At 55.6% G+C, this 17,777-nt stretch carries 24 protein-coding genes; 5 read left to right on the forward strand and 19 right to left on the reverse strand.

The genetic code is table 11. From position 1 onward, the window contains the following. Positions 1 to 198: 198 nt before the first annotated feature. The 4 genes from RGB73_RS21055 to RGB73_RS21070 form a co-directional block, all read right to left on the reverse strand. Entirely contained in the window at positions 199 to 732 is a 534-nt protein-coding gene (locus tag RGB73_RS21055; protein WP_310764676.1) for a hypothetical protein, read from the reverse strand. Positions 733 to 927: 195 nt separating this feature from the next. Continuing rightward, positions 928 to 1,872 (reverse strand): 3'-5' exoribonuclease YhaM family protein, encoded by a 945-nt coding sequence (locus RGB73_RS21060; RefSeq protein WP_310764677.1) that lies wholly within the window; start codon positions 1,870 to 1,872, stop codon positions 928 to 930. Between the two features lie 18 nt (positions 1,873 to 1,890). Further along, complete coding sequence (locus tag RGB73_RS21065; protein WP_396136121.1) at positions 1,891 to 2,439, reverse strand: YkvA family protein; 549 nt, start codon at positions 2,437 to 2,439, stop codon at positions 1,891 to 1,893. Beyond that, positions 2,436 to 3,056: a DedA family protein gene (locus tag RGB73_RS21070; RefSeq protein WP_396136225.1), complete on the reverse strand. Its 621-nt coding sequence runs from the start codon at positions 3,054 to 3,056 to the stop codon at positions 2,436 to 2,438. The genes RGB73_RS21065 and RGB73_RS21070 overlap by 4 nt, the downstream gene beginning before the upstream one ends. Positions 3,057 to 3,323: 267 nt before the next feature. Between RGB73_RS21070 and RGB73_RS21075 the strand changes: the two genes are divergently transcribed. Further along, positions 3,324 to 3,815, forward strand: a complete 492-nt coding sequence (locus tag RGB73_RS21075) for a DUF2062 domain-containing protein (RefSeq protein WP_310764679.1) — start codon at positions 3,324 to 3,326, stop codon at positions 3,813 to 3,815. Positions 3,816 to 3,908: 93 nt separating this feature from the next. On the opposite strand, the gene RGB73_RS21080 is transcribed toward RGB73_RS21075, so the two are convergent. Both RGB73_RS21080 and nadE read right to left on the reverse strand, forming a co-directional pair. Further along, a complete protein-coding gene (locus RGB73_RS21080) occupies positions 3,909 to 4,130 on the reverse strand; it encodes a hypothetical protein (RefSeq protein WP_310764680.1) in 222 nt (73 codons plus the stop codon). A gap of 92 nt (positions 4,131 to 4,222) precedes the next feature. Next, entirely contained in the window at positions 4,223 to 4,975 is a 753-nt protein-coding gene (nadE, locus tag RGB73_RS21085; RefSeq protein WP_310764681.1) for an NAD(+) synthase, read from the reverse strand. 134 nt (positions 4,976 to 5,109) lie between these two features. Here nadE and map point away from each other — a divergent pair, with 134 nt between their 5' ends. The 3 genes from map to RGB73_RS21100 all read left to right on the forward strand — a co-directional run bounded on the left by map (position 5,110) and on the right by RGB73_RS21100 (position 7,645). Continuing rightward, the gene (map, locus tag RGB73_RS21090; protein ID WP_310764682.1) at positions 5,110 to 5,856 is read left to right on the forward strand and encodes a type I methionyl aminopeptidase; all 747 of its coding nucleotides are present in this window, start codon (positions 5,110 to 5,112) and stop codon (positions 5,854 to 5,856) included. Positions 5,857 to 6,018: 162 nt separating this feature from the next. Further along, positions 6,019 to 7,044 (forward strand): LLM class flavin-dependent oxidoreductase, encoded by a 1,026-nt coding sequence (locus tag RGB73_RS21095; RefSeq protein WP_310764683.1) that lies wholly within the window; start codon positions 6,019 to 6,021, stop codon positions 7,042 to 7,044. After that, positions 7,028 to 7,645 carry a TetR/AcrR family transcriptional regulator gene (locus RGB73_RS21100; RefSeq protein WP_310764684.1) on the forward strand — a complete coding sequence of 206 codons (618 nt, stop codon included), beginning with the start codon at positions 7,028 to 7,030 and terminating at the stop codon, positions 7,643 to 7,645. Before RGB73_RS21095 ends, RGB73_RS21100 begins: the two co-directional genes overlap by 17 nt. 103 nt (positions 7,646 to 7,748) lie before the next feature. Here the strand turns inward: RGB73_RS21100 and RGB73_RS21105 are convergent, their stop codons facing one another. Further along, on the reverse strand, positions 7,749 to 7,925 hold the full coding sequence (locus RGB73_RS21105) for a hypothetical protein (RefSeq protein ID WP_310764685.1): 177 nt from the start codon (positions 7,923 to 7,925) through the stop codon (positions 7,749 to 7,751). 151 nt (positions 7,926 to 8,076) lie between these two features. Further along, positions 8,077 to 8,427, reverse strand: a complete 351-nt coding sequence (locus tag RGB73_RS21110; protein WP_310764686.1) for a PspC domain-containing protein — start codon at positions 8,425 to 8,427, stop codon at positions 8,077 to 8,079. A 172-nt stretch (positions 8,428 to 8,599) separates the two neighbouring features. On the opposite strand from RGB73_RS21110, the gene RGB73_RS21115 reads away from it, so the two are divergent. Continuing rightward, positions 8,600 to 8,845, forward strand: coding sequence for a hypothetical protein (locus RGB73_RS21115; protein WP_310764687.1), 246 nt, complete (start codon positions 8,600 to 8,602; stop codon positions 8,843 to 8,845). A 56-nt stretch (positions 8,846 to 8,901) separates the two neighbouring features. On the opposite strand, the gene RGB73_RS21120 is transcribed toward RGB73_RS21115, so the two are convergent. The 11 genes from RGB73_RS21120 to RGB73_RS21170 all read right to left on the reverse strand — a co-directional run bounded on the left by RGB73_RS21120 (position 8,902) and on the right by RGB73_RS21170 (position 17,668). Beyond that, entirely contained in the window at positions 8,902 to 9,540 is a 639-nt protein-coding gene (locus RGB73_RS21120) for a flavin reductase family protein (protein ID WP_310764688.1), read from the reverse strand. 77 nt (positions 9,541 to 9,617) lie between these two features. After that, on the reverse strand, positions 9,618 to 10,778 hold the full coding sequence (locus tag RGB73_RS21125; protein WP_310764689.1) for a homogentisate 1,2-dioxygenase: 1,161 nt from the start codon (positions 10,776 to 10,778) through the stop codon (positions 9,618 to 9,620). A 32-nt stretch (positions 10,779 to 10,810) separates the two neighbouring features. Next, complete coding sequence (locus tag RGB73_RS21130) at positions 10,811 to 11,734, reverse strand: fumarylacetoacetate hydrolase family protein (RefSeq protein ID WP_310764690.1); 924 nt, start codon at positions 11,732 to 11,734, stop codon at positions 10,811 to 10,813. A gap of 313 nt (positions 11,735 to 12,047) precedes the next feature. Continuing rightward, entirely contained in the window at positions 12,048 to 12,947 is a 900-nt protein-coding gene (locus tag RGB73_RS21135; protein WP_310764691.1) for an RluA family pseudouridine synthase, read from the reverse strand. A gap of 75 nt (positions 12,948 to 13,022) precedes the next feature. Further along, entirely contained in the window at positions 13,023 to 13,508 is a 486-nt protein-coding gene (locus RGB73_RS21140; RefSeq protein WP_310764692.1) for a hypothetical protein, read from the reverse strand. Positions 13,509 to 13,580: 72 nt separating this feature from the next. Further along, positions 13,581 to 14,279: an MBL fold metallo-hydrolase gene (locus tag RGB73_RS21145; protein ID WP_310764693.1), complete on the reverse strand. Its 699-nt coding sequence runs from the start codon at positions 14,277 to 14,279 to the stop codon at positions 13,581 to 13,583. Continuing rightward, the gene (locus RGB73_RS21150; protein ID WP_310764694.1) at positions 14,276 to 14,923 is read right to left on the reverse strand and encodes a TetR/AcrR family transcriptional regulator; all 648 of its coding nucleotides are present in this window, start codon (positions 14,921 to 14,923) and stop codon (positions 14,276 to 14,278) included. The genes RGB73_RS21145 and RGB73_RS21150 overlap by 4 nt, the downstream gene beginning before the upstream one ends. Before the next feature lie 193 nt (positions 14,924 to 15,116). Next, positions 15,117 to 15,863 (reverse strand): class I SAM-dependent methyltransferase, encoded by a 747-nt coding sequence (locus RGB73_RS21155; protein WP_310764695.1) that lies wholly within the window; start codon positions 15,861 to 15,863, stop codon positions 15,117 to 15,119. A gap of 185 nt (positions 15,864 to 16,048) precedes the next feature. After that, a complete protein-coding gene (tpx, locus tag RGB73_RS21160) occupies positions 16,049 to 16,570 on the reverse strand; it encodes a thiol peroxidase (RefSeq protein ID WP_310764696.1) in 522 nt (173 codons plus the stop codon). Between the two features lie 86 nt (positions 16,571 to 16,656). Beyond that, complete coding sequence (locus RGB73_RS21165) at positions 16,657 to 17,187, reverse strand: hypothetical protein (RefSeq protein ID WP_310764697.1); 531 nt, start codon at positions 17,185 to 17,187, stop codon at positions 16,657 to 16,659. A 49-nt stretch (positions 17,188 to 17,236) separates the two neighbouring features. Continuing rightward, positions 17,237 to 17,668: a gamma-glutamylcyclotransferase family protein gene (locus RGB73_RS21170; protein WP_310764698.1), complete on the reverse strand. Its 432-nt coding sequence runs from the start codon at positions 17,666 to 17,668 to the stop codon at positions 17,237 to 17,239. Positions 17,669 to 17,777: the final 109 nt, after the last annotated feature.

The raw sequence follows: 17,777 nt of genomic DNA on the forward strand, positions 1-17,777 counted from the left end.
AAAAGGTATTCTACAAAAAGAAAAAAAATCCTACTTCCGGCAAAGTGTTTCTCTATTTTGATAATTGCATGAGAAAAACCTGGCTTTTGGCGGAGCTGCTGCCGCCCTGATACCGGATAGGAATTTGATAAATTCTATCTGTACAAAAAGAGCCTGGCACTGCCATCAGCAGACCAGGCTCTCTCCACTACGAACAAATCATTCCTTCAGAATAAAATCCGACATCACTACTTTTTCCCACTTCTTTCCTTTTGGACTCACATTCGTGTAAAGCGCGATGTCGTCCGTTTCGTCCAGTACTGCCTTCAAGTCAAAATTCATTTCCTTCGGCATCCCATATTCATCGTACAGCTGTTGATAATGAGGATCGCCCGTCTCCTTTGCGGCCTTGATATAACCGACTGTGTCGGGGTCCTTCTCTTTATTTTGGTAGGTCACTTTGTACGCGAACGTCGCTTCCACTTTTCCATCCACGCTTTGCTCGCGATAATCCGACATTTCAAAGTCAACCAGCACATAGTAGCTTGAAAAAGCCTTCTTGCACTCTTCTTCCAGATAGGCGGCAATTTTGCTGGAACGGTCCCCGCGATTTGTTTCTTCCGTTTGTTGATTCGCTTCACGAGCGACATGAGGATTCGGTTTATTGGTTCCATCGCCTTCGCTTGCGGGACTGCACCCTCCGAGTCCGCATACCAAGGCCGAGACGATGCAAATCATTTTCCTTTTGTTCATGAGGAATCTCTCCCCTGCATGGTTGGATGGCAGCCGCCTTTCCTTTCAGGTAGATGCTTTTGCCTGATTCACTTTTTCAACCGATCGTCCTCCTTATTTGAGACTCGTAAAAGAAGACGCAACAAACTGGAAAACGTTACCTTATCTAAAAAAATGAGTCGTCCGCTCCTCAGCAGACGACTCCTTGATCAGGCATCAGTAACCACGCCACACTTTTCTTTTGAGAACACCGGCATAGGACCACTCTTCCTCGCCTGCGTCTGCAAGCGTTTGTCCCAGGGCATTCATCTTGCTGTCAATCTGGTCGAGGTAATGGAACAAAACCGCTGTCGGCGTTTTCCCGGACACCGCGCTGCCCCAGCCGTTTTCCACTTCGCCGTGGTGGCTCAGAATGCAATGTTTCAGGTGCAGCACCTCTGCATCTCCCAACGGAATGTCCAGCTTTCGGCATATGCCGCTGACGATTTCCACGCCCATCACCAGATGGCCGATCAACTGTCCAGGGGTGGTATACTCGGGCGCGATCGGATCCGACAGCTCGTACAATTTGCCGATGTCGTGCAGGATGCAGGTAGCGTAGAGCACGTCCCTGTCCACCTGCGGATAAAGCGGCAGCAGCCTCTCCGCAGCTGTGAGCAGCGAGACGATGTGCTCCAACAGGCCGTGGTAGTAGTTGTGATGCATGCGGACTCCCGCAGGAAAATGGCGCAGCCGTTCGCCGATTTCTTCATCAGCTAGCGCCTCTTGGATGATGGTCTTGAGCGTCCGGCTCTGCAGGCTGTCGATCGCCTTCTCGAGCTTCTCCCACAGCTCGCCGGCCGGCACAGGAGAGATGGGGATCAGCGACTCCATGAGCACTTCATCTGCTGCGGATGCAGGACGGATCCGCTGTATGACCAACTGCTTTTTCCCCCGGTAGTTTTGCACGGTCGCGTCGATCTTGACGACGGTTTTGACCGCGATCGCTTCTTTTATCTCCGCGCTGACATCCCACAGCTTAGCCATGATGGTCCCGGAACGGTCGCCCAGCTCCAGATTGAGGTACTCGCTCTGATTGCTGGCTACTCCCGATTCTTTCCCCTTCACCAGACAAAAGGCGATGACCCGCTCCCCCTCTTGATATTCCAGCAAATATTTCATCCGTTCTCCCATCCCTGTCTATTTTTTCCGAAACAGCGTTTCCTCCAGTTTTCTCACGATCTTTTTCCCCACCAGATCGTCAGCCGATTTGACGACCTTGGTAATCACCGCGAGCAAATCCTCTTCCCCATTCCAATGCTCCCGCACGACGGCTTCGTCTACATCGACGAGGATGCGGCGCAGAGCGTAAACGGCCAGGATGACATCGTCCAACAGCCCGAATCCGCCCACCAGCACTTCCGGGATAAAATCGATTGGGGCAATGAAGTACGCTACAGCGACACCGGCGATCGCTTTGGACTGCACGCTCACCCGTTTGTCCAGCAGCAGGCGGGCGAGCAGCACAAACAGGTCGGGGGCCAGCAAAATATAGCTCGCCACCGTGTCGTTCACGCCTTTATCCTTGATAAATGCCTCGATTTTGTCCCGCAGCTTGTCGTAAAAGCGTTGATGCTTTTCAGGAAGCACGACCGGAATCAGCTCGTGCGTTCCTCGAACGGCCGGCAAATTTTCCATCGCTTGCTCCTCTGCCGCATGCTCCTCTGGTTTTCGATCTTCTTCGCTCATTGCGATTCCTCCCGTTTTGGTTTTCTCGCAGCCACCATCTTGTGGCGAAAGTACGACCAAATAGCGATAACAGACAACACGGCCAGAAAAAAGATAGCCAAATTCCGGGAAATCAGGTCAAACACCTCGTCCCAACGCTCGCCCAGCTGCCAACCGATCGTGACGAACAGCAGGCTCCAAAAGAGCCCTCCCGCATACGTGTAAAGGACGAACGTCGGAAACGGCAGACGTGTGATTCCCGCAAAATAGGCCGTAAACTGCCTGACTCCCGGGATGAAATATCCGATCGGCAACGCCCATTTTCCCGCCCGGTTGAACCATTCCTCCGTTTTTTTGTAGACCGTATAGCCCATCCCCAGCCGCTTGCCGAAGCGCTCGAGGAAAGCAAACCCGAGCGTTCTCCCGATCCAGTAGGCGCTTGTCATCGCCGCGATGGAACCGAGAAAGCATACGAGCATGGTAGGCCAATATTCCAGTTTGCCCGTCGAGACGAGAAAACCGGAAAATACGAGCAGCGTTTCTTCAGGCAGAGGCATTCCCAGAATCCCCAGAAAAAACAATCCAAACAGTGCTCCGTATCCATACTCCGTAATGTAACCGCCAAATGCCGCCATCATTTCTTCCAATAGGGTCACCACTTTTCCGGCAAGTCTGCCTTCCCTACCATTATGCCAAAAGATTACACCATTCTCAAATGAGCCCGGTTGACTTTGCGAGTCCGTCATTGTACGTTTACAGAGCATCACCAAATCTTAAAGTAGGAATAAACTTTTTGTAGAAAAATGCTGAAATCACAGACAGGCGCCGTGGCTTTCATCAAGCCAATTCGTTATAATGAATGAAAGCAGAGAAAAAGAAACGGGATAAAACGAGGGACAGGCCGGATGTGGAAAAAAATCTACCGCAAGTTGAAGTTTGAGTACTACAAGCTGATTCGAATGAAGGGTGCCCCTTCCTTTGTCGCCCGCGGTTTTTCCGTTGGCATTTTTGTCGAATTTATTACGTTGCCTACTTTCGGCCTAGCATTTTTGCTGTTGTTTCCATTGATTAAGTTGTTCCGAGCCAGCTTGCCTGCCGGACTCATCGCCTTCGTCATCGGCAAGCTGATCTTGCCTGTATTCATGGTGATCAACTACAAGATCGGCTACGCGATCGTCGGCAGACCTCTGAACGAGCACACTGTCCTTGGACATATGCCTCCTTGGGAGAAGTGGCTCATGTGGATGAAGGACAAAGGGTTTGCCTACCTGACCGGCAGCGCAGTGGTCGGGCTGATTGTTGCCATCGTTGGCTACTTTCTCGTCTATGCGGCCCTTCAGCTGTATCGCCGCAGAAGAATGCGTCGTTCTCTTTCCCACGGACGGGGTGCTTCCTGAACAGCTTCCGTGAGCATCCATCCTTGCGGCATGAAAAAAAGACCGGTTCTGACTGCTATGCGTCAGACCGGTCTTTTTATTTTGCTTGCTCGATTATGCGAAGTACCCTTTATCCCGCAGTTGCTCCATGATTTCGGCAACCGTCAAATCCTGCTTCAAGAGCTCCAAGGTCACTTCCACTTGCTCCGGGGACAGGCCGTTCGCGCCCAGGCTTTCGCTGACCAACACGAGGTTTGGGCGACGGAAGTACGTTTGCAACGTACGCTTCACTCGTCCTTCCAGACTTGTTTTCAGCATCAATTCTGTCGTCGACATCTGTTCCACCTCTTTCTCAGATAGATCTTTGCGTAACCTCTATTATCGTACAAATCCGCCCAAGAATCAACTGTGGACGCCGATTCTTCCCATTAAATTTCCGGCATGCCCCTGCGCTTGTGCTCGGAAATACGGTGGAGGTACTCGATTCTCTCCTTTGCCTCCGGTCGGGTCTCGCCGGTAATGAGCAGACGGTCCAAATCTTCGTAGGTGAAGCCCATTTCCTGTTCGTCGGTTTGGCCTTCCCACAAGTCAGCCGATGGAGCTTTGGTAATGATAGGAGCAGGCACCCCCAGCTCGGCAGCCAAAATGCGCATCTCGTGCTTGGTCAGGCTCGCCACCGGATTGATATCCGCAAGGCCGTCTCCGCCTTTGGTCATGTACCCGACGTAGATTTCGCTGCGGTTGCACGTATCCACCACGAGATACCCTTTTTGATTGGCAATCGCGTACAAGGCTGTCATTCGCAGCCGAGCTTTCGTGTTTCCCCTGGTCTTCGCGTCAAGCGTCAGTACGTTTTCAATCGCGGGGACAATCGCATCGAATGCCGCACCTACGTCGACGGTCACCAGCTGGAGCCCGATCGCGTCAGCCAGCCGCTTGGCATCCTCTGCGTGTACATCCTGGGAGTATGCAGGCAACCAGACACCGATCACTCGGTCCTTGCCCAATGCCCGCACGCAAAGGGCTGCGGTCACGGCGCTGTCGATTCCGCCGGAAATGCCTACGACCGCTCCCCCCAGACCCGGTCCGTCAATCTGCTCGCGGATAAAGGCAATGCGCTTTTCCACGTCATCTTTTACATGTATCTGGTAGTTCGCCAGATGTTCCTGAAACTTGTCCATGCTACCTACCCCCCGGTTGATTATTTCTTCCTCATCCTACCACGCGGTTTTCGCGGTGGCAATTAGCGTCAAATGGGTCTACACTATATACTGTACAATGAAGAGAAGAAAAGCGAGGACAAGGAGAGAGTCAATTGATTATCCTCAAGACACCTGAAGAAATCGAATTGATGGGCGCTGCCGGAAAGATTTTGGCGGCATGCCATCGGGAAATTAGAAAAATGATTCGTCCCGGCGTATCCACGTGGGATATTGATCAATTTGTGGAAGAGTTTTTGGCCAAACACGGAGCAACTCCCGAACAAAAGGGGTACAACGGCTATCCGTACGCGACGTGCGGATCTGTCAACGACGTCATCTGCCACGGATTCCCCAAGAAGGAGCCGCTGCGGGAAGGCGATATCGTCACGATCGACATGGTCGTGCGCAAAGACGGCTGGTTGGCCGACTCCGCCTGGTCGTATGCAGTCGGCAAAATCTCTCCGGAGGCGAAGCGCCTTCTGGAAGTGACGGAAAAATCGCTGTATCTGGGCATTGAGCAAGCCATTGTCGGCAACCGACTCGGGGACATCTCCCACGCTATCCAGACCTACGCGCAAGCGAACGGCTACTCCGTCGTCCGGGACTTCACCGGCCACGGCATCGGACAGCAGATGCACGAGGAGCCGTACGTGCCGCACTACGGACCGGCTGGACGCGGTCCGCGCCTGAAGGAAGGCATGGTCATCACGATCGAGCCGATGCTCAACATCGGCACCTACCACGTCTCTATCGACGATGACGGCTGGACGGCCCGCACGAGAGACGGAAAACTGTCCGCCCAGTACGAGCACACCATCGCCATCACGGCGAATGGCCCGGTCATCTTGACCAAACAATAAGCAAAAGGAAAAGCCCTTGAAAGGGCTTTTTCTTTTGCCCTGCGAGACCGAATGTGCAGGGGCGAACATCGAAATATTGACAGAGCTGCCCTCGCCTCGTATGATGCAGGTACGCTTTGTTACTATGCAGTAACAAACCCCCAAAGGAGGTTTCGCAAATACATGTCAGAGTCTACGAAGTCCAAAACGCTGCGCGATATTCCCTTGTCCGTCCTCGATCTGTCCCCGATCGTCGAAGGCAGCACTGCCGCGGAATCGTTCAAAAGAAGCCTCGACCTCGCACAGCGGGTCGAAAACTGGGGCTTTCACCGCTATTGGGTGGCAGAGCACCATTCCATGCCCGCAGTAGCCAGCTCTGCCACCTCTGTCCTGATCGGACATATCGCAGGCGGCACCAGCAAGATTCGCGTCGGCTCCGGCGGAATCATGCTGCCGAATCACGCCCCGCTCGTCATTGCGGAACAGTTCGGCACACTTGAATCCCTGTACCCGGGACGCATCGATCTCGGACTGGGCCGCGCTCCCGGAGCAGACCAGCGCACAGCCAGGGCCTTGCGCCGCGATCTGCGGGTTGGCGGAGAGGATTTCCCCGAGCTGCTGCAAGAGCTGCGCGACTACCTGCTTCCCCCTGCGGACGCCCCAGCCTCTCGCGTCCGTGCCATCCCGGGCGAAGGGTTGAACATCCCGATCTGGCTGCTCGGTTCCAGCGATTTCAGTGCCCGCCTGGCCGGATTGCTCGGCTTGCCGTTTGCCTTTGCGGGCCACTTTTCACCGGGATACACCTTGACCGCCCTGCAAGTGTACCGCAGCAGCTTCCGCCCTTCCGAGGTGCTGGAAAAACCATATGCGATGGTCGGTGTGAACGTCATGGCGGCTGATACGAACGAACAGGCCGAACGGCTGGCAACCTCGCACTTCCAGTCGTTTCTGAACCTCATCCGCGGCGACCTGAAGCCCGTCCAGCCACCAGTGGACGACATGGATGAGCTGTGGACCGAGTTTGAAAAGATGTCCGTCCAATCCCAGCTTGGCTCCTCGATCATCGGGAACCCGGAAAAAGTAAAGGGAGAGCTGCAAAGGCTTCTGAGCGCTACCCAGGCTGACGAACTGATGATTACGACGCAAATGTACGATCACGCGGACCGTCTCCGCTCCTACGAGATTGTGGCCGATGTCTGGAAATCATAGTGATAAGGCTCCTGCAAAACGCGCCCGCGTTCCTCGGGAAAAGGCCCAGGAAATCATCCTGAACGCCGCCGAAGAGCTGTTTTATCAGGAAGGGATTCACAACGTCAGCATTGACGCAGTCGTCGAGCGGGCAGGAATCAACAAGATGAGCGTCTACCGCCAGTTCTCCTCGAAGGCAGACCTGATTACCGCTTACATCGGCCGAAAGCAGCAGGCGTTTTGGGATGAATGGGCAGAAAGCATGGCCAAGCACCCAAACCAGCCGCGGCACCAGCTCATCCAGTTCTTCCGTGACCTGGCTGCAAGGGCATCCTGCTCCGATTTTCGCGGCTGCTGTTTTCTCAACGTCGCTGTTGAATTTCCTGATGCGTCGCACCCTGTTCGCGAGCTCGTCGCGGCGCACCAGAAGCGAATCGCGGACACGTTTTTGGACATGGCGAAGGCACTGGGAGCAGGCTCCCCAAAGGAGCTCGCCTGCGCGCTTCTCCTGCTGATGGAGGGGACGTATGCCGACAGCCAATCCTACGGGACGCACAGCGCGGCCATCCAAATGCTACCAGCCATCGTCGAAAGGCTGATCGACTCATACGTTTCCGGGTGACCTGACTACCGGCGAATGCCTATGATGTAAAAAAAGTGGCTCTCTGCCTCATGGGCAAGGGCCACTTTTTCGATTTGCCTATTTCAGGGGCTCCGTATCTTCCTTACCGTTGCGAGCTGGTCGCAAACGATTTCCCGCTCGTCATGGCTTCCAGGTCTTGAATGTCTTTTTCCAGATCGCGAATGTCTTCTTCGATCAGCTTTTTCAGATGCTGCTTTTCCCTCAGCACTTTCCGGGTCTGTTCCAAACGCTTCTGCAAATCGAACACGCCGAGATACACTGCCGTTCCCTCCCTATGTACATTATCCACCTTACATGTTATGCTGCGGTCCCCATTTGTTTCCATGCCGCAGCCGTGGAGACAGGCCTTTTTTCAATCACAAAAAGGAGGCTTTTCCCCAACTTTATGGGTGAAAGCCTCCCAGCTTTGTCTACAGACCTTTGTATTTGCCCAGCTCCGCGCGAAGACGCTGAACTTCCTGCACCAGCGCACGCTTTTCCAGCCGGTCGATCTCCGAATCCAGATCGTTCACCCGCGTGTAATGGGGGTACGGCTGTTCATCGTAATCGTAGCCTCCCCCTGCGTACGACCACCGCGGTTCTTTCGGCATGAGCATGGCCAACAGCACGTAGATCAGAATAGGGATCCCCGTGCATACAGTCAGGATGACCACTCCCACCCGAACGAGCGTGGAGTCGATCCCGAGAAACTGGGCGATCCCTCCGCACACTCCAAACAGCCTTTTATCTTGCTGCGAACGGTACAAACGTCTTTCCATCATCGCATTCCTTCCTCTCTGCATTTTCCGCTTGCCTTGTATGTATAGGATACCCTGTCGCGGCATGCGGCAAAATGGCCCATAGAGGGATTTGTCCTCCGTCCGGGGACGGAGAAACGACGTTCGCGCATGAAACAGACGCTTCCCGTCCACGCTACGGAAGAGGTGATTGAGTATGCCCCTCCTGCTGTTGCTGGCTGTCTGCCTGCTGACGGGATGCCAAGCGGCCTCCCCGACAGATCGCAGCTTTATTCAGAGCGACCGACACTATTATTACCAGCAAAGCGTCGTCCATCCGCTCGGCCTCGAGCCGAATGTCACCCCGTACGGCACCCCGGTAAACGCGGGCACCTCCGGCGAGTACGACAGGTGGATCAGGCCGGACGCGGTGTCCCGCTACCCGGGGCTCGAGCCGAAATGACGTTCGAGGCCGAACCGGAAAAGACCGTCCGAGAGCATCCGGGCGGTCTTTTGCAATTACGAAGGCTTTTTGTCTTTCGAAACGGCCTCTTCATAGACGGGCCGCGGACGGTCGAACAGCTCGCCCAGCGTCGCGTACGTATGTCCCGCCATGCGGCTGACAGGGTCAAAAGCGCGGGGGTCGATCCTGCCGTGTTCGTACAGCTCGTCGGCGACGTGGACGTGGACGACTTCCCCGATGATGAGATCCGAAGTGGTCGGACTGCCCAGCTCCACGATCTGGTGCAGTCTGCATTCAAAGTGGATGCGGGATGCCGCCAGACGTGGCACTCGGACCGATGCGGACGGCTGCAGTCCGAGTCCCAGCGCCGTCACTTCGCTTACTTCCGGAGGGTAATCGGCCGACGTCTGGTTGACTGCATCGACGTTGTGCACATCTACCATGTTGACGACAAATTCACCGGTCGCCGCGATGTTTCGGGCGGTGTCTTTGCGGATTCCACCAGGCTTTCGCATGACAGCCACCGAAACCATCATCGGCTCGATGCTCGCCACGTTGAAGTAGCTGAAGGGTGCCGCATTGACCAGGCCGCTTTCGTCCGCAGACGTCACCCAGGCGATCGGCCTCGGTACGATGCAGCCGATCAGCAGCTTGTATTTTTCTTGGCGCTCCAACTGCGCCATCGACAATTCCATCCTTCTCCCCCTTTTCCTTCCCGATGGGATTGGGAAAGAGCGGGCGCTCCTCCCGGCATTTGCCCAACCGACGGTTTTTACGCCTGTGGCGGCAGCCAGCTCGACATGTACGCCTCGTCCTCCACCGCCAGCGCTTGGCGTGTGACCTTGAGCGGATGAAACGTGTCCAGCATGACTGCGAGCTCGCTCGTCTCCTTCTTGCCAATGGAAGCCTCGATCTTGCCGGGATGGGGCCCGTGCGGTATTCCCATCGGGTGCAGCGTGATCGAGCCTTCGTAAATGCCTTTTCGGCTCATAAAGTTTCCTTTCACGTAGTATAGCACTTCATCGCTCTCGACATTGCTGTGGAAATACGGGGCCGGAATCGAATCGGGATGGTAGTCGTACAGCCGCGGCACAAAGGAGCAGATGACGAAGTTTTGTCCGGCAAACGTCTGGTGGACAGGCGGCGGCTGGTGGATCCGACCGGTGATCGGCTCGAAATCGTGGATGCTCAATGCGTATGGATACAGATAGCCGTCCCAGCCCACAACATCGAACGGGTGGAAGTCGAAGAAGTAGCTGTACACGACAGACTGTCGCTTCACCCGCACTTCGAACTCGCCGCTCTCGAGGTGAGTCTCCAGCCGCTCGGGCGTGCGTATGTCCCGTTCGCAAAAGGGCGAGTGCTCCAGAAGCTGTCCGTGCTCATTGCGGTAACGCTTGGGCGGGACGATCTCGTTCTGCGATTCGATGACGAGGAAGCGGCTCTGGCTCGATGGGACGAGCCGGTAGGTCGTTCCGATGGGGATGACCAAATAATCGCCCGGATAGTAGGAAATCGTCCCGAATATCGTCTGCAGCTCGCCTTCGCCCTCGTGAACGAAGATGACTTCATCTCCGTCGGCGTTGCGGTAAAAGTAGTTCATTGGCTCCGTCGGCGCGCATACCCCGAGGAGCACGTCGCTGTTGCCGAGCAAATAGCGGCGGCCTGCGATCGGATCGCCCCCCGCTTTCACGTCGAACGTCTTGAAATGCTGATGCTTGAGATCGTTTTGCTCGACGAATTCCGGGGTCACGTCGGCGTATTTGCGCGTCGCCCGCACCTCTGTTGGCGGGTGATGATGATACAGGATCGACTGGATCCCGGAAAACCCTTTCGTCCCCATCACCTGCTCGCGATACAGCTCGCCGTTTGGCTTATAAAACGTGGTATGCCGCTTCTTCGGCACTTCCCCCATGCGGTGATAAAAAGCCATCCCACTTTCCCCCTCCGTATGTTTTTGCCCCTTTATTCGCTAATCGTATTCTGCAAGACCCCGAGCCGCTCCACTTCCAGCTCGACGACGTCCCCGGGCGCCAGCCAGCCATACTGCTCCGCGCCCAGCTCCAAAATGCAGCCAGTCCCGACCGTCCCCGAGCCGATCACATCCCCCGGATAGAGAGGACAATCGCTGGATGCCCGCGCGATCATTTCCGCGAAAGTGAAGGTCAGGTCCCGCAAGTTCCCGCGCGAGTACTCGATTCCGTTCACACGGGCGACCATCTGCAGGTCGTAGCGATCGCCCCGGTCTCCGGCGATTCGGGCGCTCTCCAGCTCATCCGGCGTCACCAGCCACGGACCCATCGACGTGGCGAAGTCTTTTCCTTTGGCCGGACCGAGCCCTACCTTGACTTCCTCCCGCTGGATATCACGTGCGCTCCAATCGTTCAGGATGCAATACCCTGCGATATGGTCTGCCGCCTGTTCGACAGGGATATCGACGCCCGCTCGGCCGATGACACAGGCGACTTCCAGCTCGTAATCCAGCGAACGGGTCGCTTTCGGCCGGCGAATCGTCGCTTTCGGACCGGAAAATGCCGCCGCATTCGAGAAGTAAAAGACCGGGAACTGGTACCACTCAGGAACCATGTCCAGACCACGCCTAGCGCGGGCTGTCTTCACATGCGCTTCGAAGGCGTAAAAATCTCGGAAGCTGCCCGGGCGCGGCAGTGGAGAACCCAGCTCTACCTGTGCCGCCGGCAAGCCTTTCTTTTCGTTTGCTGCTTGTGCCTCCCGCAGTCTCGTGCTCCAATGCCCCCACTCGGAGAGCAATTCAGCCATCGTCGCAGGAGCACCGGGCAACAGCTGCTGCACATCAGTCACCAGGTTCTCCGCAAACAGTCCTGCCCGCCACATTTCTCCCTCGCGCTGCCGATAGGAAACCAGCTTCATGGAATCACTCCTTTGCCTACCAGACCCGTCTCGCTTGCGTGCCGACGACAAAAAGCCCAGCTCACCCCCAAGCCGATTCGGTTGCATGACAAAGGTCGGGTCTCCCCGCTGTCAAACGTTCCGAAGCATGCGTCAGGCGCAAGCTGGGCCTTGACTGCTACATGAGGCACGATCTTGTGGACCTTCCCCCGCAGACAACCAGCTGTCGTCCAATCTTTCTGTCTGGTCTTTCTTCATTACCAACATCATATCGAAACCGCTTACATTTTTCCAGAGGAAAATGCCGAGTCCGACTGCCGCATTTTCCTTTCTCCTAAAATCCCCGGCAACTGGCGGACAGCTCGCTCATATCTGTCGGCAAAGGCTCCGTCCATTCCATGCTCTGGCCGCTGCGCGGATGGACAAACGCGAGACGGAAAGCGTGCAAGGCTTGTCTGCCGATGAGCTGACGGCCTCCCCCGTACAAGTCGTCCCCGGCCAATGGATGCCCCAGGCTGCTCATGTGCACGCGAATCTGGTGCGTGCGTCCCGTATCCAGCTTCAGCTCCAGGTGGGAAAGGCCGTTGCCGCGGGCGAGCACGCGAAAATGGGTGACTGCCTTTTGTCCGTCCGGCCGGATCTGGCGGGTGATGAATGAGTCTTCCGCAAGCCCGATCGGTGCGTCGATCGTCCCTTCGTCCGGTTCGACCTCTCCTTCCGCGATCGCCTGATAAATGCGATGGAGCGTCCGCTCCTGCTGCATTCTGCTGAACTGCTCGTGCGCCCATTGATTTTTCGCGACGATCAGCAGCCCCGATGTATCTTTGTCCAAGCGGTTCACCGCACGAAATTTCCGGTGCTCTCCACGCTGCTGCCAGTACGCGATCACGCCGTTGGCCAATGTCCCGCCCGCGTGGTTGCCTGTCGGGTGGACGACGAGTCCAGCCGGTTTGGCAATCACCATCAAATCGTCGTCCTCAAAGCGGATGGAGAGCGGCATCGCTTCCGGCGCCACCGTCTCTTCGGCATCCTCGGTCACCATGACCGCAATCTCGTCTCCGGCCCGCAGCTTTTCGTTTACGAATACCAACTGGCCGTTTCGGGTGATCAAGCCCTTGAATTTCGCGCGAACGAGCAGCCGGCGGGACACTCCGTAGCGCTTTTGCAGCACATCGCGCACGGTGCGGCCCTCATCTGCTTCGTCTGCGGTAAAACGTATCAGCTCTTCCAGCATGTTGTCTCTCCTTTGGGTCAACGCTGCTGTCAGTATACCAAAAAGTCCGGATATCGTCCCGCAGACTGATTGGAATCACAGTCGCTGGTCTCTCACTTCGATGACGAAAGCGTGTCCGGCATCTCCCTGGGCCCATTCGCCGCGGATGTCAAACAAGTACCAGCCCGGGCTGTCTGGCGCTTTCCATTGATTGCCGTTTTCGATCGGCTGTTCGATTTGCTGTGTTCCTAGCCATTGGGTGATGCGCAGCGATTCATCCTTGGGAGCTAGTTCGTACGTGACAGTGAGGATCGCTCCGGGATTGACGGAGAGGGGTTTCGGCTTTTTTTCGCCCACAACTTCAGGAGGTGCCGCCATGTCGATGCACACTCCTTGGTTTTCGTAGCTCCAGCAAGACGACGTGGGGATGGTGACGGCGGTTTTGCCATTCCAGGAGATGACCGGCTTCGGCGGTTCGGGGAGGCTCCGCGTGCCGGCCTGATTGCTCTGCCACAGGCCGCAGCCTGTCAAACTCAGCGCGACTGCCATGCAGATCGAAATGAACAAGCCCTTGTGTTTCATGCAATCACCTCTCCTGATAGGACGCAAAAAAAGCCGGGATGTTGCACCCGACTTGTCGTGGATAATAGGTGGTTACTGCCATACACTGGCGGGGATCGAATGGGCTGCTGCTGTCGCACGGACGTATTCTTCCAGATGATCTGCCGGGTCCTTCACCGGTTTTCCGTGGCACACCTCCAGATGCGCGGGCATCAAATCGCGGAGAAGCCAACTGCTTTTCAACGCCTCTCCCATGTCGGCTGTAAACATCGGCATCGGCCTGTAGAGCTTGCCGGCCTTTGAGGTGAACAGATCGCCTGCCAGCATCACCCGATCTTCCTCGTGGTAATACACTGTGTGTCCCGGCGAGTGACCCGGGGTAAGATACGGCCGCAATCCGGCAATGGACTCCAATGCGCCCTGCTCATTTTCAGGCAACGGTTGGACCACACCCGGCGCAATGTTCGCCTCCGCCTTTTTGCGGCGCGGATAGACCTTGTGCCCTTCGAGATACGGGATCTCCACCTGATGGGCAAAGACGGGAACTTGTCTTTCCTGTGCGATTCGCTTCACCGCTCCCACGTGATCGGAGTGCCCGTGCGTCAGCAAGATTTGCTTGAGGGGTCCGGCATTCAGCCCATCGATGAACGAGAGAATTCCCTTGGCCATCAGCGGCACTCCTGCATCCACCAGCGTGACGCCACCTTTTTCCGCCACGATCCATACGCGCACCGGGATCAACAGCCACGTACGCAAACTCCAGATGTGCTGCGACACTCGCTCTGCTTTCATCCTCTACCCTCTCCTCTTTCCCTCATGTTTTGCTTACATCCTGCCAGCAAGACCTCCACCGACAGCTCGAAAGTCGGCGAGAGCCTTTCCATCAGCTGTTCGACGGTTTCCTCCGAATGGGTATACGTCCCGATGATTCCATGCAAGGTGTAAAAGAAGAGGCGTGCGTATGCAAGACCGCGCTCCTCCGGGCCTCCTGCGGGAAGGCAACGAAGCAGCGCCTTCCTCAGCAGCTCGAACAGTCCGTTCCGCAGCTGCTGGAGCCGGGCTGTCGGTTCTGCTTCTACATCAATTCGGGACGCCTTCACCATAAAGAACAATGTGTACATCGTGCGGTTCAAAAGGCAAAATTCGATGAACGTGATACTGACCCTTTTCAGACTTTCTTCGGGAGAGAGCCCCGGGTCCGACATGGCTGTCTCCATCTTCTCCTGCAGAGCTTGCAGAGGCCCGACGGACAGCTCGTGCAGCAGAGCTTCCTTGTCCTTGAAGTAAATGTACAGGGTCGTATGCGAGCACCCTGCCTCTTTGGCAATTTCCCGAATGGAGACGGATTCGAAGCCTCGCTCGGAAAACAGCTTCCCTGCCGCTGACAATATGGCCCGCTTTGTCTCCTCAGAACGCTTTTCCTGTCTACTGCCCATATGTGAACTCTCCTTGTCAAAGTGGGTTCGCAATTTCATAACCACTGGTAACTAACCGATGGTTATAATATAACCGATGGTTACTATTCCCGTCAATACATCTTTTTCCAAGGGCGAAAAAATGGGCCGGACCGTGTCCTGCCAACAAAAAAACGCCAACCCGTTTCGGGTCGAGCGTCTCCTCCTTCCTGCCTTACGATTCCGGCCGCTGCATGATGAAGAACGTATAGCCGTAATAGGTCCCATACTTTCGGTACAAATCGATCTCCTGCTGCGTCTCATCCAGAGCCTGCTGCATATCCACCTGACCGGCGTACTCGTCGCGCAGTTTTGCGACCCGCTTTTCCAGCGGACCGTAATATTCCCACCAGCCTGATTCGGGAAGAGTAAAGCTCCCGACGAGCCGGTAGCCAGCGCGCTGCACGATCTGCTTGTTTTCTTCCACGCCCGCGATCGCAGGGTAGTTCTTTTGCCAAAAGGCCTCGATCTCAGCAGGCCGCTCGCCTGTCAGCCATGTGACCTCGGACGCAACCAGATATCCGCCTGGCCGAAGCAGCTTTCCCCACTCCCGCATGCCCCTCTCGAAGCCGATGATGTAGATGGCTCCTTCCGACCAAATCAGGTCGAAGCTCTCTTCGGCAAACGGCAGCGCGAACATGTCGGCGCACACCGTCCGGATTTTACCCTCGGCTCCATGGTCAGCGACCCACTTCTCCAGTTCGCGCAGAAATGGTTCGTGCCGGTCCACGGCCGTGATCGTCCCGTCTATCAGGCTGGCGAGCGCCTTTGTCTGCATGCCCGGCCCGCAGCCCACGTCTAGAATCTGTGGGTGTGCAGGCAGCCTGCTCAACATGCCGAATGCTTTCTTCGTACTCTCGTCGTTTCCCGGGCCTTCCCGCGGAAGCTCTTTGTGAATTTCAAAAAAAGGATGGCTGCTCATCCCCGTCACTCCTTCGTTCTCATGTCCCTTCAGAATACGACAACATTCCATTTCCATCCAGTAGCAGCCCATTCGATCGCTTGACTCCGTCGGGCCTTTTTGCGGAGCCTTCTGTATGCAAAAAGCCCTCTTCATCACGAGGATAAAGAGGGCTTGACGCTCGTCAACCGGTTGCGGGCAAAAGCTTACTTCGCCGCTTTTGCCGCTTCGATTGCGGCTTCGTAGTTCGGATGTTCGCCAGCGGCAGGAACGTACTCGACGTGTACCACTTTGTCGTTGGAATCGATGACGAATACAGCGCGGGACAAGAGACGGAATTCCTTGATCGCTACACCGTATGCAGTACCGAAGGAAAGGTCTTTGTGGTCGGACACGGTTTTCACCTTGTCGATGCCCGCAGCTCCGCACCAGCGGTTTTGTGCGAATGGCAGGTCTACGGAAACGGTCAGTACGGTTACGCCGTCCAGTTTCGCTGCCTCTTCATTGAAACGGCGAGTTTGCGCATCGCAAACGCCTGTGTCAATGGAAGGGATGACGGAGATGATACGAACGGTGCCCTTGGAATCAGCCAGGGTAACCGGGTTCAGGTCGCCGCCTACCACTGTGAAGTCAGGAGCGGTGTCGCCCACTTTGATTTCCGGACCCAGCAAGGTTACAGGGCCACCTTTGAATACGAATGCGCCTTGGCGCTCAACAACAGCTGTCATGATTTCTTCCTCCTCGCCTATGTTTCATATGTACCTTTTCATCATACCTTATTACACGCATTTTTTCACCATGCCAATAGTAGAAATTACAGATTCAGCTGCACTTTCCGGGTCGTCGACTCTACCTTTTCGATGCGCTTCACTTCATGCTCATACTCCCAGTCCGTCTTTTCGTTAAGTTCATGGCAGCGCATCAGGCCGTGATAGAGTGCAAAGACAAAGTGAACGTTCTTTAGCTCGTAGCGATGGGGATGGGCTTTAGGCAGTACGGTGTTGACGATTTCGATCTGGTAGGTGCCTTTGCTCCCTTTTTGCCTCACCGGGACGATGTAGCCCATCCGCTTCAAGACAAACCCGAAGTCGAACTGCCCTTCGTCGTCAAAGTCAACGGTCTCGTCCGAAGTCGCCAAATACTCCAGAAGCGTGCCCAAGTCAAGCAGGTCGAAGCAGGCGGGCTTCGGCATGGACAGAACCGAACCGTCGTTGTTCACAAAGTAAATATGGTCGCGGTAATGAAAGATCAGCTCGTCTTCCGGCACTTCGCCCGGGAACATCCATTGACTCTCGGGAATCAGCAGGCGCCACACCTGGGCTGGGGCCTCATAGCCTATTTCCATGGCAGGGATCCCTCCTTTTCCCTACCAGTTTTGGCAAAACGCCAATCTGCTATTCAGTGCGCTTCCCTAGCATGTAGCTGCGCCAATCCCCGTCCTCTACCCGCACGCCCATGCGTCTCACGTACTCTTCGTCCAGATAGCGGTAGACGTAGACCATCTGCTCTTCATCGGCACCGTCCAGCCTCGCCCGCACCTCGACCCGCTCATACTCGTTTCGCGGATCACCTGGCCCAAAGTACGTCTCCAGCTCGTCCAACCCCACCATGACAGTCTCATACTCATCCGGTGAAAAAAAGAGCGCTGCCCCGATTACCTCGCCGTCGCCTGGAAGAACGCCCGGATACCCTTGGGGCAAATGATAGAGTTCTCCTTCGATCCGGGCCGGGACTGCCTTATGCACATACGGTTTTACATACAGCCGATGGTTTTCAAAGCCTTCCAGCAAGGTTCCATACACAAATACAGGCACTGGCTTCCTCACATTACCCACTCCATCCGATTCATTCTCTCTCAGCCTTTGAAAAAAGTGTGTATTGCCAAGAGAAAATTTTGTATATTTATATTATATATACTTTTTTAAATTGTTTCTA

The organism is Brevibacillus brevis, from assembly GCF_031583145.1.
GTDB classification, from domain to species: domain Bacteria; phylum Bacillota; class Bacilli; order Brevibacillales; family Brevibacillaceae; genus Brevibacillus; species Brevibacillus brevis_E.